A 14,803-nucleotide genomic window follows, 5' to 3' on the forward strand; every position below is an offset into this window, starting at 1 on the left:
ACTATGACGTTATCCCACAAAATGGCTCCTTCTATTTTGGCAGCCGACTATGCTGATTTTGCTTCAGAGCTGCAGCGCATAGAAGCAGCAGGTGCTGAATATGTTCACATCGATATTATGGATGGCCAGTTTGTTCCTAATATCAGCTTTGGTGCCGGGGTGGTAGCCAGTATGCGCCGGCATAGTAAACTGGTCTTTGACTGCCACTTGATGGTGGTCGACCCCGAGCGTTATGTTACTGCTTTTGCTCAGGCCGGTGCCGATATCATGACTGTTCATACTGAAGCGACCAGCCATATTCACGGAGCTCTGCAAAAAATTAAAGCAGCGGGGATGAGAGCTGGGGTTGTGATTAATCCCGGAACACCTGTTACGGCGCTGGAGCCGCTCTTAGGCTTAGTTGACCAAGTTTTGATAATGACGGTCAATCCTGGATTCGGCGGACAGGCTTTTATTCCTGAATGTCTGGCTAAAGTCAAGACAGTAGCCCGTCTTCGTAAGCAGCACGGTCTTGATTTTGATATTGAAGTGGATGGAGGGGTGGATCAGCATACCATCAAAGCCTGTGCTGACGCTGGAGCCAATGTGTTTGTAGCAGGATCCTATCTCTTTAAGGCTCAGGACCTGACAGCTCAGCTGCAGACGCTGCGAAAGGCTTTGGATGATTAGAGCGGCCTTATTTGTCAGCGGAGACCTGACCTGTTTTACCGGTGATTTTGATTATCTGGCCGGAGCTGATCGTGCCTGCCTGACCATGCTTGAACAAGGATTGCCTTTAGATTTGGCGGTTGGTGATTTTGATTCTGTGACAGCGGAGGAACTTGCAGTTATTCAGCAATCGGCTCAGGAACTCGTTTCAGCGGCTGCAGAAAAAGATGATACAGATACGGAGCTGGCTTTAAAAACGATTTTTACCAGATTCCCTCAGGCTCAAGTCACTATCTTTGGTGCTTTTGGCGGTCGGATTGATCATATGCTGGCCAATCTTTTTTTGCCCAGCGATCCGGACTTGGCTCCTTTTATGAGGCAAATCAAGCTGCGTGATGCGGCTAATACCGTATGTTTTCTGCCCAGCGGACGGCATCAAATTGTACAAGATGAAGGGATGGCTTACATTTCTTTTTTGACAGATAGCGATGCTGACCTAATTATCATCGGAGCTAAGTATGAGCTGACTCCCAATCGTTTTTTTAAAAAGAAGATCTACACCAGCAATGAATTTATCGGCCGGCCGATTACTGTTCAGTGCGATTCGGGCTATCTTCTTGTGATTCAGAGCAAAGACAGGAGCTGAGATGCAAATTTTCTTAATCATTATTGCCATTGCGACTTTACTTCTTGCACTTTTTCTGCTGTCAAAGATCAGTGAGCTTAAGGGTGAATTGGCAGACAAATTGGATAATAATGCTGACAATCTTTCGGACCAGCTTTCTTATCAGCTGAATCTGGCCCAGAAAGATCAGATGTTGGAGATAAACAGCCAGCTTAACCGTCTGCAGACAGAAATCTACCAGCAGCAGAATGATTTGCGCGATGTACTCCAGCAGAATCTGACTGAAAGCCGCGACCGGTCGGATCAGCGCTTATCAGCTATTGAGACAAGTCTGTCTCAGTCCGTTAAAGACCTTCAGGTCTCCAATGAAAAGCGTCTGGAGCAAATGCGTCAGACGGTGGAAGAAAAATTGGAACAAACGCTGCAGAGCCGCCTTCAGGCCTCCTTTGCTGCTGTCTCCAAGCAGCTTGAGAGTGTCAATCAGGGCTTGGGGGAGATGCGGTCTGTCGCTCAGGATGTCGGAACGCTTAACAAAGTTCTGTCAAATACTAAAACTCGTGGTATTTTAGGTGAGCTGCAGCTCGGTCAGATTATCGAAGATATCATGACAGAGAATCAGTATGAGCGTGAGTTTGTAACAGTATCAGGGACATCTGAGCGTGTTGAATATGCGATTAAACTGCCCGGAACAAGGCAAGGAGAGTATGTCTATCTGCCGATTGACTCAAAATTTCCGCTGGAGGACTATTACCGTTTAGAAGAGGCTTACGAAACAGGCCGCAAAGAAGAAATAGAAACTCAAAGGAAGGCCCTTCTTGCCGCTATCAAGCGGTTTGCCAAGGATATTAATAAAAAATACCTCAAACCGCCTGAAACGACTAATTTTGCTGTTATGTTTCTGCCAACAGAGGGGCTTTATGCAGAAGCTGTCCGTCAGCCAGCGTTTTTTGACAGTCTGCGGCGGGAAGAAAACATCGTAGTAGCAGGTCCATCAACCTTGACCGCCCTGCTTAATTCACTTTCTGTAGGGTTTAAAACCCTGAATCTCCAGAAAAATGCCGACGATATCAGCAAGATTTTGGGAAATGTTAAAGCTGAATTCAATAAATTCGGCAACCTGCTGACTAAGGCACAAAAGCAGCTGAATACTGCAAATAAAACATTAGGAAGCTTACTGACAACACGGACCAATGCTATCGTCCGTGCGCTTGATCGGGTGGAAACCTATCAAGAGCAGGAAAATGGCTCACTGCTTGACCTCCCGCAGTTAGAAGACGAGGAAAACGATGAAGATTAGTCAAATGAAAAAAGATGAGCTTTTCGAAGGATTCTATCTTATCAAATCAGCTGAAGTTCGAAAGACCCGTGCGGGCAAAAATTACATTGCCTTTACCTTTCAGGATGACAGCGGTGAAATTTCAGGCAATCTTTGGGACGCTCAGCCCTATAATATCAGCGAGTTTACTGCCGGCAAGGTTATTCATATGAAAGGCCGCAGAGAAGTTTACAATGGAACTCCCCAAGTTAACCAAATTACGCTGCGTCACCCCCAAGCTGGCGAACCGAACGATCCGGCTGATTTTAGGGAAAAACCGCCGGTAGATGTCTCTGATGTCAAAGATTACCTTGAACAGATGATGTTCAAGATTGAAAATGCCGTTTGGCAGCGCCTCGTTCGCAGTCTCTATCGTAAATTTGCCAAGGAATTCTTTACTTATCCGGCTGCAAAGACGAATCACCATGCCTTTGAATCCGGTTTAGCCTATCACACAGCGACAATGGTACGCTTGGCAGACAGTATCGGGGATATCTATCCCGAGCTGAATAAGAGTCTCCTTTTTGCCGGCATCATGCTTCATGACCTTGCAAAAGTTATCGAGCTGTCCGGACCGGACAATACGGAATATACAATTCGCGGGAATCTGATTGGGCATATTGCGCTTATTGATGAAGAAATCACCAAAGCGCTGCTGGAGCTCAATATTGATGATTCGAAAGAAGACGTTATTGTTTTGCGGCATGTTATCTTGAGCCATCACGGGCAGCTGGAATACGGCAGCCCGGTTCGTCCGCAGATTATGGAGGCTGAAATCATTCATATTATTGACAATCTGGATGCGGAGATGATGATGATGACAACTGCTTTGAAACGCGTTGAGTCAGGCGAGATGACCAGCCGAATCTTTGCTATGGACAACCGCCCCTTCTACAAACCGAAGTCCAAATAATAAAGGACAGTACTATCCGCCGGACAGTAGTTCTGAAAACAAATTCTATTATAATGACAAAGGAATTTTAACTTAATGAAGAAAAAATCTATGAAGCTGAGACGAAGTGAACGCATGGTTGTCATTTCCAATTATTTGCTCAATAACCCTTATAAATTAACGAGTCTGAGCACTTTCGCTTCACAGTATGAAGCAGCCAAGTCTTCGATTTCAGAAGACATTGCCATTATCAAGAAAGCTTTTCAGGAAGCTGGGATTGGTGAAATTGAGACCATTACGGGCGCCAGCGGCGGTGTTTTATTCCGGCCGACGATTGCCAGATCAGAAGCGCGTGCGCTGGTAGAAGATTTACGCCAACGCCTGTCAGAAAGCGACCGTATTTTACCCGGCGGCTATATCTACTTGTCAGATTTGCTCAGCACTCCTAAAATTTTGCAGAATGTCGGACGAATTATGGCAGATGCTTTTAAAGGACAGGAGATTGATGCTGTCATGACAGTAGCGACTAAGGGTGTCCCTCTGGCCAATGCAGTTGCTAATATTCTCAATGTGCCTTTTGTCATTGTGCGGCGTGATTTAAAAATTACCGAAGGCTCTACGGTATCTGTCAATTATGCCAGCGGATCAAGCGGCCGGATTGAAAAAATGTTCCTATCTAAGCGCAGTCTCAAGCCAAACAGCAGAGTGTTGATCGTTGATGATTTTCTCAAAGGCGGAGGGACTATTTCGGGCATGATCAGCTTGCTGGATGAATTTGACTGTCAGCTGGTCGGTGTGGCTGTTTTTGCAGAGAATATTCAGCAAAGACAGGACAGAAATGATTACAAGTCTTTGCTTAAAGTATCTGATATCGATATAAAGGACCATAAAATAACTGTTAAGATCGGCAATATCTTTGATTAATAGGAAAAACCAACAAGCCTGTTTGAGTATTGTTCCTGTCTTGGTTATTGGTCTGCGAAAAGCTCGGCTGTTTAAAGCGTCCCCGCTTTTTGAACAGCTGAATTTCAGCAGAAAAAGTATTTGACAGAAAGTGCCGTTTATGTTACTATACTAAGCGGTACTTTTTACTTTTGGTCTCTCAAAAGTGTACAGAGACGTGCTGACAATTGTTGCAAAAGTACACACAGGAAAGAAGACTGTCACCAATCTTTCTTTCAACCAAAAATAAAAATGATACAGGAGAACGTAGATGCCTACAATTAATCAGTTGGTACGTAAACCACGTAAATCTAAAGTAGAAAAATCGAAATCACCGGCTCTGAATGTTGGCTACAACAGCCATAAAAAAGTGCAGACTAACATACCTTCACCGCAAAAGCGCGGTGTGGCAACACGTGTCGGCACAATGACGCCGAAAAAGCCTAACTCTGCCCTTCGTAAGTTTGCCCGTGTCCGTTTGAGCAACCTCATTGAAGTAACTGCCTATATCCCAGGGATTGGGCACAACCTTCAAGAACACAGTGTTGTGCTTATCCGCGGCGGCCGGGTTAAAGACCTTCCCGGTGTCCGCTACCATATTGTTCGCGGTGCCCTTGATACTGCTGGTGTAACTGACCGGAAGCAAGGCCGTTCGAAGTATGGGACTAAAAAACCAAAAGCATAAGAAGGGAGCATGAGAAATGAGTCGTAAAAACCAAGCGCCAAAGCGTGAAGTATTACCGGATCCGTTGTACAATTCAAAACTTGTGACACGTCTTATCAACCGTGTTATGCTTGATGGGAAACGCGGAACAGCTGCAAGCATTGTTTACGGTGCTTTCGAACAAATCAAAGAAGCAACAGGAAATGATGCTTTAGAAGTTTTTGAAACAGCAATGGAAAATATTATGCCTGTCCTTGAAGTTCGTGCCCGCCGTGTCGGCGGTTCCAACTACCAAGTGCCAGTGGAAGTGCGTCCGGAACGCCGGACCACACTTGGTCTTCGCTGGCTGGTTACAATTTCCCGCGGCCGCGGCGAACATACTATGCAAGATCGTCTGGCTAAAGAAATTATGGATGCAGCCAATAATACAGGGGCAGCTGTTAAGAGACGGGAAGACACTCACCGTATGGCTGAAGCTAACCGTGCCTTTGCTCACTTCCGCTGGTAAGACTGCGGCATAAGGTGTTAAACAGGTACAGCGACGATTAAGAGATGCTGCCTTTGTTTTGAGTTTAAATGTGCTCGCTAAGGGAGCTTCCAAGTCGGTTTATATGCATTTATAGACTTGAAACCTGTCACCAAACCGCATAAATGAAGCTGCTGAGAACGGGTAGGTCCTGCCTATCCGTTCTTTCTAAATATGATATAATAAGAAAGTAAATAAATTTATAGGAGAAAACCAAATGGCTCGCGAATTTTCACTTGAAAAAACTCGTAACATCGGTATCATGGCCCATGTCGATGCTGGTAAAACAACAACGACAGAACGCATTCTCTACTATACTGGAAAAATCCATAAAATCGGTGAAACACATGAAGGTGCTTCGCAAATGGACTGGATGGAGCAGGAACAAGAGCGTGGTATCACAATCACTTCGGCTGCGACAACAGCCCAATGGAACGGTCACAGGGTCAACATCATTGATACCCCGGGGCACGTGGACTTCACTATTGAAGTTCAGCGTTCTCTGCGTGTCCTTGATGGTGCTGTAACGGTACTGGACTCACAGTCAGGGGTTGAGCCGCAGACTGAAACAGTATGGCGCCAAGCGACTGAGTACGGCGTTCCACGTATTGTATTTGCTAATAAAATGGATAAAATCGGTGCAGACTTCCTCTACTCTGTCAGCACCCTGCATGACCGTCTTCAGGCTAATGCCCACCCTATTCAGCTGCCAATCGGAGCTGAGGATGATTTCCGCGGTATCATCGACCTGATCAAAATGAAGGCCGAAATTTATACTAACGACCTTGGAACAGATATCTTGGAAGAGGATATTCCTGCTGAATACCTCGATCAGGCTGAAGAATACCGGGAAAAACTGATTGAAGCTGTGGCTGAAACAGATGAAGACCTGATGCTGAAATATCTTGAAGGGGAAGAAATCACTAACGACGAACTGAAAGCTGCTATCCGTAAAGCAACAATCAATGTTGAATTCTACCCTGTTCTTTGCGGTTCTGCGTTTAAAAACAAGGGTGTGCAGCTGATGCTTGATGCGGTTATTGACTACCTCCCAAGCCCGCTGGATATCCCAGCTATTAAAGGTGTTAATCCTGATACTGATGAAGAAGAATCACGTCCTGCTTCAGATGACGAACCATTTGCGGCTCTGGCCTTTAAAATTATGACAGATCCGTTCGTTGGACGTCTGACTTTCTTTAGGGTTTACTCAGGTATACTTGAAAGCGGTTCGTATGTGCTGAATACAACAAAAGGGAAACGTGAACGTATCGGCCGTATCCTGCAGATGCACGCTAACAGCCGTGAAGAAATCCAAACTGTTTATTCCGGAGATATCGCTGCAGCGGTAGGTCTTAAGGAAACGACAACCGGGGATTCTCTGACTGATGAAAAAGCTAAGGTTATCCTTGAATCCATTGAAGTTCCGGAACCGGTTATTCAGCTCATGGTTGAACCTAAATCTAAGGCTGACCAAGATAAAATGGGTATCGCTTTGCAAAAACTTGCTGAAGAAGATCCAACCTTCCGTGTTGAAACCAATGCTGAAACTGGTGAAACGGTTATTTCCGGTATGGGGGAACTGCACCTTGACGTTCTTGTTGACCGGATGAAACGTGAATTCAAAGTTGAAGCGAATGTCGGAGCGCCGCAGGTATCTTACCGCGAAACCTTCCGTGCTTCTACTCAAGCTCACGGTTTCTTCAAGCGTCAAACCGGCGGTAAGGGACAGTTTGGTGATGTTTGGATTGAATTTACTCCTAATGAAGAAGGCAAAGGCTTTGAATTTGAAAATGCCATTGTCGGCGGTGTTGTACCGCGTGAATTCATTCCGGCTGTTGAAAAAGGTCTGGTAGAGTCAATGGCTAACGGTGTGCTTGCCGGCTACCCGATTGTGGATGTCAAGGCTAAACTTTATGATGGATCTTACCATGATGTCGACTCTTCAGAAACAGCCTTTAAAGTTGCAGCTTCGCTGGCGCTTAGAGAGGCTGCCAAGACAGCTCAGCCGGTCATTCTTGAGCCGATGATGCTTGTTACGATTACTGCACCTGAGGATAATCTGGGAGATGTTATGGGTCATGTGACTGCTCGCCGAGGGCGTGTTGACGGCATGGAAGCTCATGGTAACAGTCAAATTGTCCGTGCCTATGTTCCTCTTGCTGAAATGTTCGGATATGCGACAGTTCTTCGTTCAGCAACCCAAGGGCGCGGAACCTTTATGATGGTCTTTGACCACTATGAAGACGTGCCTAAAGCAGTTCAGGAAGAAATTATTAAGAAAAATTCCGGGGAATAGTCTGTCAGCAGACTTTCCTCTCATCTCATCAAACCCTGCAAGAATCGAGCCGCTTGAGCCGGTGCTTGCAGGGCTTTTTTCATTTGACTGGCTTTTTATGACTGGCCGCTTATGTTTGCAATTTTTCTGAAATAGGTATATAATAAAACTGTTGAAAGGGCCTGTATTTTTTACATGTTTTTCTTTTCACGATTGGCAGAGAGGCAACTCTCTAATAAATTTTTTTGATTTTCAATTAAGGAGGAAATCACTATATGGTAGTTAAAGTTGGTATTAACGGTTTCGGTCGTATCGGACGTCTCGCTTTCCGTCGTATCCAAAATGTAGAAGGTGTTGAAGTTACTCGCATCAATGACTTGACAGATCCAAATATGCTTGCGCATCTGTTGAAGTATGATACAACTCAAGGCCGTTTTGATGGTACAGTGGAAGTAAAAGAAGGCGGATTCGAAGTTAACGGTAAATTCGTTAAGGTTTCTGCTGAACGTGATCCAGAAGCAATTGACTGGGCAGCTGACGGTGTTGAAATTGTTCTTGAAGCAACTGGTTTCTTTGCTAAGAAAGCTGCTGCTGAAAAACATCTGCATGCTAACGGAGCTAAGAAAGTCGTTATCACAGCTCCAGGAGGTAACGATGTTAAAACAGTTGTTTTCAACACTAACCATGATATTCTTGATGGTACTGAAACAGTTATCTCCGGTGCATCATGTACAACAAACTGTCTTGCACCAATGGCCAAAACACTTCATGACAATTTTGGCATCCAAGAAGGCTTGATGACTACTATCCACGCTTATACTGGTGACCAAATGATTCTTGACGGTCCTCACCGCGGCGGAGATCTTCGCCGTGCACGTTCAGGTGCTAATAACATTGTACCTAACTCAACAGGTGCGGCAAAAGCTATCGGTCTTGTTATTCCTGAGCTGAATGGAAAACTTGACGGTGCTGCACAGCGTGTTCCTGTTCCAACAGGCTCTGTTACTGAATTAGTAGCTGTTCTTGATAAGAACGTGACTGCTGAAGAAGTAAACGCTGCTATGAAAGCTGCTGCAAATGAATCATACGGTTACACTGAAGACCCAATCGTTTCTTCAGATATCGTGGGTATGTCATACGGTTCACTGTTTGATGCAACTCAAACAAAAGTGCTTGACGTTGACGGCAAACAGTTAGTTAAAGTTGTTTCATGGTACGATAACGAAATGTCTTACACATCTCAGCTTGTTCGTACTCTTGAATACTTCGCAAAAATTGCTCAGTAATTCAGGCCCAAACTTATCAGCTGAAATAAGCTGATACATACATAACAGAAGAAGACCTTCCGGTCTTCTTTTTTGCTGGCAGGCCCTTATCCGTCTGCAGCTTAAGGTACTGCTGTATCAAAAGAGTCTCTATTTTATCTACCGTATTTATGAAAATTGTGATATAATTAGCATGTAAAAATTTTTTAAGGAGTTCTGATAAATGGCGAAATTAACTGTTAAAGACCTTGACTTAAAAGGAAAAAAAGTTTTAGTCCGTGTTGACTTTAATGTTCCTTTAAAGGACGGAGTCATTACAAATGATAACCGGATTTCAGCGGCCTTACCGACGATTCAGTATATTGTTGAACAAGGCGGCCGGGCTATCCTCTTTTCTCACCTCGGCCGTGTAAAAGAAGAGGCAGACAAAGAAGGCAAATCACTGGCACCGGTTGCAAAAGACCTGTCTGAGAAACTCGGTCAGGAAGTAATCTTCCCTGGGGCAACACGCGGTGAAAAGCTTGAGGCGGCTATTAATGCCCTTAAAGACGGTGAGGTTCTTCTTGTTGAAAATACACGTTTTGAAGATGTTGACGGCAAAAAGGAATCTAAAAACGATCCTGAACTGGGTCAGTACTGGGCCTCTCTTGGCGATGGTATTTTTGTCAACGATGCTTTTGGCACAGCACACCGTGCTCACGCTTCAAATGTAGGGATTTCTGCTAATGTTGAAAAAGCTGCTGCCGGCTTCCTTCTGGAAAATGAAATTGCCTATATCCAAGAGGCTGTTGAAAGTCCTGAGCGTCCATTTGTGGCTATCTTGGGCGGTTCTAAGGTATCTGATAAAATCGGTGTTATTGAAAATCTGCTCTCCAAAGCTGATAAAGTCCTTATCGGCGGCGGAATGACTTATACCTTCTATAAGGCGCAGGGAGTCGAAATTGGTGATTCGCTGGTTGAAGAAGATAAGCTGGATATTGCTAAGGAATTGCTTGAAAAAGCAGAAGGCCGGCTTGTTCTCCCTGTCGATTCTAAAGAAGCCAATGCTTTTGCGGATTATACAGAAGTTAAAGATACGGAAGGCGAAGCAGTTGACCTAGGTTTCTTAGGTCTTGATATCGGTCCTAAATCTATCGCCAAATTTGATGATGAACTGACTGGTGCTAAAACAGTAGTCTGGAATGGCCCAATGGGTGTATTTGAAAATCCAGATTTCCAAGCAGGAACTATCGGAGTTATGGATGCTATCGTTAAACAGCCTGGGGTTAAATCGATTATCGGCGGCGGAGATTCAGCAGCTGCTGCGATTAATCTGGGCCGTGCCGATAAATTCTCATGGATTTCTACCGGCGGCGGTGCCTCTATGGAGCTCCTTGAAGGAAAAGTTCTTCCAGGTCTCTCAGCTCTTACAGAAAAATAAGACATACAGCAAAAAGCCGGGGGAGGTCCTGGCTTTTGCTGTTTTTATGACATGGAATAGATGAAAATGTTTTATGCAGTAAGACGGTTTAAATCTTTTGGCAGTTTAGGTCTTATAAATCAGCTTATTGCCTGTCAGGAAAAGATAAATTTATAAAAAACTTTAGCAAAAGCTGTTTTCCATGTTAAAATAGAGGCAGTAAAGAAGAAGGTTTAGTTGTGTTTAAAGAATATCGGTTTGACAGAAAAAAATTTAAATTGGGCATGCGGACCTTAAAGACAGGAATTGCTGTCTTTTTGGTTTTGCTGCTTTTCTCCCTCCTTCATTGGGAAGGTATGCAAATCGCTGCTTTGACGGCGGTTTTCAGCCTGCGGGAGGACTTCGATAAAAGTGTCCATTTTGGCACATCCCGTATTTTGGGAAATTCGATCGGCGGTTTTATGGCTTTGATTTTCTATTTTGTCAGTGAATGGCTTAATAACAGTTTCTGGGTCATTCCTCTTTTAGTCCCAGTCTTAACCATGCTGACCATTATGGTTAATGTGGCCTTTAATAATAAAGCGGGAGTTATCGGCGGTGTAGCAGCCATGCTGATTATCAGTCTGTCTATCCCAAGAGATGAGACTGTCCTTTATGTTTTTGCCCGTGTTTTTGAAACCTTTTGCGGCGTCTTTGTGGCTATTTTGGTTAATGCTGATTTTGATAAAGTCCAGCAGTTTTTTCTTTCCCATTTTAAGAAGTAAAGTAAGTTTTTGAAAACTTGCTTTTTTTATGTCATAAAATATCACATTATACCTTGACAGTTCGTTTTATTAATTTTATAATAGACAATTGAAGGGAGGTTTACCATGCAAGAAAAAGAAATAAGGCGTTCTATGGCAGTTTTTCCTATCGGAACTGTTATGAAGCTGACTGATTTGACTGCCCGTCAAATTCGCTATTATGAAGATCAGGGTTTGCTGAGGCCGGATCGCAGTTCAGGCAACCGCCGTCTTTATTCTTTAAATGATATGGATACTTTGCTTGAAATTAAGGATTTTCTGGATGAAGGTCTTAATATTGCAGCTATCAAAAAAGTGTATGCTGACCGCAAAGATAAAGCCCTCAAAAAGAAAAAGGCTCTGACTGATGCTGATGTCAGACGAATACTGCACGATGAACTGAGCCGTCAGGGCGGTTTTTATACCCCTTCCCACAATTTCCGTTAGCTTTTGCACTGGAAGTGCTTTAATCGTTATTTTTTAAAAGGAGACCATTTCATGGCAATCACTGTAGCTGACATCAAACGTGACATTCAGGAACAAAATGTTACTTTTATTCGTTTGATGTTTTCCGATATCTTGGGAACAATGAAAAACGTCGAATTCCCTGCTACTGAAGAGCAAGTTGATAAAGTTCTGGCCAATAAGGCAATGTTTGACGGCTCTTCAATCGAGGGATTTGTACGTATCAATGAATCCGATATGTACCTTTATCCTGATCTTGATACGTGGACAGTTTTCCCCTGGGGCGATGAAAATGGTCGTGTCGGCGGTTTTATCTGTGATATCTATACCTCTGAGAATGAACCGTTTATAGGAGACCCCCGCGGGAATTTGAAAAGAGCGCTGCGGCATATGGAAGAGTTGGGTTATAAATCCTTTAACTTAGGACCCGAGCCTGAATTTTTCCTCTTTAAGATGGACGAACAGGGAGTTCCGACACTTGAAGTAAACGATAAAGGCGGCTACTTTGATTTAGCGCCCACTGATTTAGCTGATAATACACGCCGTGAGATTGTTAATGTCTTGACTGAAATGGGCTTTGAAGTTGAGGCCAGCCACCATGAAGTAGCTGTCGGTCAGCATGAGATAGATTTCAAATACGCTGATGTTTTAAAGGCCTGCGACAATATTCAGATGTTTAAGCTGGTCGTTAAAACCATTGCCCGCAAACACGGTTTATACGCGACATTTATGGCAAAACCTAAGTACGGCATTGCTGGCTCGGGTATGCATTGCAATATGTCACTCTTCCACCCAAACGGGGAAAATGCCTTTTATGATCCGGCTGATCCCCGGGGAATGGAGCTGTCTGAGGATGCCTATTACTTCTTGGGCGGTTTGATGCGGCATGCTTACAGTTACACTGCTATCATGAATCCAACGGTTAATTCCTACAAACGTCTGGTTCCTGGCTTTGAAGCACCGGTTTATATCGCTTGGGCCGGCAGCAACCGCTCGCCTCTGATCCGTGTTCCGGCCTCACGGGGACTCAGTACCCGGCTTGAACTGCGCTCTGTTGATCCTACAGCCAATCCTTATCTGGCGCTTGCAGTTCTTTTGGAGTCCGGATTGGATGGTATCGCCAATAAGATTGAGGCTCCTGCTCCGATTGAAACAAACATCTATTCAATGACAGCTGAGGAGCGCAGGGAAGTCGGTATTATTGATCTGCCTTCTACTCTGCATAATGCGCTGAAGGCTCTGCAGGAGGACGAAGTCATCAAAGCGGCTCTTGGGGAGCACATCTATATTAATTTCCTCGAAGCTAAACGTATCGAATGGGCCAGCTATGCTACCTTTGTTTCCCAGTGGGAAGTGGACAATTATTTAGACCTTTATTGAAAACCAGCTGCTAAACAGCAGTATCAATATTATAGACTGGAAGCCCGGAGCAAAAGCTCTGGGCTTTTTTTAGATACAAAACCCGTTAAAAACGCAAAAAGAAAATGACGGTAAGCTCGAAATCTCCGATTTCGCCAGCGCCCCTCTGTCAGGACGACTAGAAGGGTGCGGTCGGCTGTTAAGACGACAAAGCCTTCAGACGTCTACGGCTGACGGTAAGTCCGAAATCTCCGATTTCGCCAGCGCCCCTCTGTCAGGACGACTAGGGAGCGAGACAGAACCCCAGACCGTAAAGTTCGATGTCTCGCCCCCGCAAAGCCTAGCAGACATTTTAAAGCTTTGGAAAAGCGACTAAAATGCCGCTAGGCTACTGCGTTTTGTTTATAGTACAAACAATGATTTGGGAGGCTAGGATTTTTGGCTGCCTTCAGACGTCTACGGCTGACGGTAACTAGGTAATGATACAGATTTCCAATCCCCTCACTCTCCCTTTTCTAGGTTCGGGCTGAAATCATCCACTGGATGATTTCACTGCACAGTTCTTAAGGCGTGTTCAGTTCATTAGATCTTCAAAAAACAGTTAACCTGCAGCTACAGAGCTAATCTAGGGGTAAAAAGGGGAATCTGTGCAGCAGGTGCTTCATTTGTAAATCTGTTTTGTTGTTTTGTTAACCTGAGCTTAATTGGATTGTCACATTTGTCTGATATACTTTTTTTACTACAAACGGAGGTTCATTAAATGAAGTCATTAGGAAAAAATAAGTTATCGTACTCGGCAGTGCTCTGCTCTTCAGTGGCTCTTGCTTTTTTTGCTGCGTCAGCTCCGGTAAGTGCAGACAGCCATACGATTCAGGAAGGGGATTCTTTTTTTAGTATTGCCAGCCAGTATGGTATGGACATGTATGAATTGGCTGCCATGAATAATATGACCGTCAACAGCCTTATTCTTCCTGGGCAGCAAATTAATGTTACTAATAATATTACTGAATCAAATGCTGCTGCTTTTGCTTCTGAAGGGGATGAAACAGCTGAAAGCCAACCTGCTGCCGAAGAGGAATTACCGGGGAATACTTATCCTATCGGCCAGTGTACTTGGGGTGTAAAAGAACTGGCTTCTTGGGCCGGTGATTGGTGGGGCAATGGCGGCGACTGGGCAGCCAGTGCTGCAGAACAAGGTTATGCTGTCGGTTATGTGCCGGCCGTCGGTTCTATTGTTTGCTGGACAGATGGCGGTTACGGCCATGTTGCCTATGTCACTGAAGTTGGAGATGACGGCCACATTCAAGTGCTTGAAGCGAATTACAAAGATCAGCAGTGGATTGATAACTACCGCGGCTGGTTCGATCCTAACGACGGCGTAACTCCTGGAACAGTGACTTACATTTATCCAAATATCTGATATGAGCACATTAGCAGATAAATGATTTGTGAAACCCGCATGCTGGCAGCTGCTCTGCAGGGCTGGGTAAAGAAGAAAAGATAAAAGCCATACAGCAATTGATATACTCCCCCTATAGTGGACAGTGAAAAAACAAAAATTCACTAGAAATTATAGGAGGAGTTTTCGTATGTCTACAAGAAGCCCAAAATCAGTAGAGGAAAAACTAGAGATTATTCAATTAGCT

At 44.5% G+C, this 14,803-nt stretch carries 14 protein-coding genes and 1 pseudogene; all 15 read left to right on the forward strand.

The features are described from left to right. The first annotated feature begins 3 nt into the window (after positions 1 to 3). The 15 genes and pseudogenes from rpe (at position 4) to AB3329_RS11645 (ending at position 14,577) form a co-directional block, all read left to right on the forward strand. On the forward strand, positions 4 to 669 hold the full coding sequence (gene rpe / locus AB3329_RS05065) for a ribulose-phosphate 3-epimerase (protein ID WP_368394644.1): 666 nt from the start codon (positions 4 to 6) through the stop codon (positions 667 to 669). Further along, positions 662 to 1,294: a thiamine diphosphokinase gene (locus AB3329_RS05070; protein ID WP_368394645.1), complete on the forward strand. Its 633-nt coding sequence runs from the start codon at positions 662 to 664 to the stop codon at positions 1,292 to 1,294. The genes rpe and AB3329_RS05070 overlap by 8 nt, the downstream gene beginning before the upstream one ends. 1 nt (position 1,295) lies before the next feature. Continuing rightward, a complete protein-coding gene (locus AB3329_RS05075) occupies positions 1,296 to 2,570 on the forward strand; it encodes a DNA recombination protein RmuC (RefSeq protein WP_368394646.1) in 1,275 nt (424 codons plus the stop codon). After that, positions 2,560 to 3,501 (forward strand): 3'-5' exoribonuclease YhaM family protein, encoded by a 942-nt coding sequence (locus AB3329_RS05080; protein WP_368394647.1) that lies wholly within the window; start codon positions 2,560 to 2,562, stop codon positions 3,499 to 3,501. The genes AB3329_RS05075 and AB3329_RS05080 overlap by 11 nt, the downstream gene beginning before the upstream one ends. 90 nt (positions 3,502 to 3,591) lie before the next feature. Beyond that, the gene (purR, locus tag AB3329_RS05085) at positions 3,592 to 4,404 is read left to right on the forward strand and encodes a pur operon repressor (protein ID WP_368394648.1); all 813 of its coding nucleotides are present in this window, start codon (positions 3,592 to 3,594) and stop codon (positions 4,402 to 4,404) included. Positions 4,405 to 4,693: 289 nt separating this feature from the next. Then, on the forward strand, positions 4,694 to 5,107 hold the full coding sequence (rpsL, locus tag AB3329_RS05090) for a 30S ribosomal protein S12 (RefSeq protein WP_067064304.1): 414 nt from the start codon (positions 4,694 to 4,696) through the stop codon (positions 5,105 to 5,107). Positions 5,108 to 5,123: 16 nt separating this feature from the next. Next, positions 5,124 to 5,594 carry a 30S ribosomal protein S7 gene (rpsG, locus tag AB3329_RS05095; protein WP_067064302.1) on the forward strand — a complete coding sequence of 157 codons (471 nt, stop codon included), beginning with the start codon at positions 5,124 to 5,126 and terminating at the stop codon, positions 5,592 to 5,594. Positions 5,595 to 5,829: 235 nt separating this feature from the next. After that, complete coding sequence (fusA, locus tag AB3329_RS05100; protein ID WP_067064300.1) at positions 5,830 to 7,908, forward strand: elongation factor G; 2,079 nt, start codon at positions 5,830 to 5,832, stop codon at positions 7,906 to 7,908. Positions 7,909 to 8,162: 254 nt separating this feature from the next. Then, complete coding sequence (gap, locus tag AB3329_RS05105) at positions 8,163 to 9,173, forward strand: type I glyceraldehyde-3-phosphate dehydrogenase (RefSeq protein WP_067064298.1); 1,011 nt, start codon at positions 8,163 to 8,165, stop codon at positions 9,171 to 9,173. Positions 9,174 to 9,375: 202 nt separating this feature from the next. Further along, the gene (locus AB3329_RS05110; protein WP_368394649.1) at positions 9,376 to 10,572 is read left to right on the forward strand and encodes a phosphoglycerate kinase; all 1,197 of its coding nucleotides are present in this window, start codon (positions 9,376 to 9,378) and stop codon (positions 10,570 to 10,572) included. Between the two features lie 263 nt (positions 10,573 to 10,835). Further along, the gene (locus AB3329_RS05115; RefSeq protein WP_368394661.1) at positions 10,836 to 11,315 is read left to right on the forward strand and encodes an FUSC family protein; all 480 of its coding nucleotides are present in this window, start codon (positions 10,836 to 10,838) and stop codon (positions 11,313 to 11,315) included. Between the two features lie 105 nt (positions 11,316 to 11,420). Next, a complete protein-coding gene (locus AB3329_RS05120; protein ID WP_368394650.1) occupies positions 11,421 to 11,780 on the forward strand; it encodes a MerR family transcriptional regulator in 360 nt (119 codons plus the stop codon). A gap of 51 nt (positions 11,781 to 11,831) precedes the next feature. Beyond that, positions 11,832 to 13,178: a type I glutamate--ammonia ligase gene (gene glnA, locus AB3329_RS05125; protein ID WP_368394651.1), complete on the forward strand. Its 1,347-nt coding sequence runs from the start codon at positions 11,832 to 11,834 to the stop codon at positions 13,176 to 13,178. An 832-nt stretch (positions 13,179 to 14,010) separates the two neighbouring features. After that, a pseudogene (locus tag AB3329_RS11640) lies at positions 14,011 to 14,143 on the forward strand (LysM peptidoglycan-binding domain-containing protein); the annotation flags it as partial. Positions 14,144 to 14,157: 14 nt separating this feature from the next. Continuing rightward, entirely contained in the window at positions 14,158 to 14,577 is a 420-nt protein-coding gene (locus tag AB3329_RS11645) for a CHAP domain-containing protein (RefSeq protein ID WP_438272894.1), read from the forward strand. Positions 14,578 to 14,803: the final 226 nt, after the last annotated feature.

The sequence above is a fragment of the Streptococcus huangxiaojuni genome (assembly GCF_040930515.1).
GTDB classification, from domain to species: Bacteria; Bacillota; Bacilli; order Lactobacillales; family Streptococcaceae; genus Streptococcus; species Streptococcus huangxiaojuni.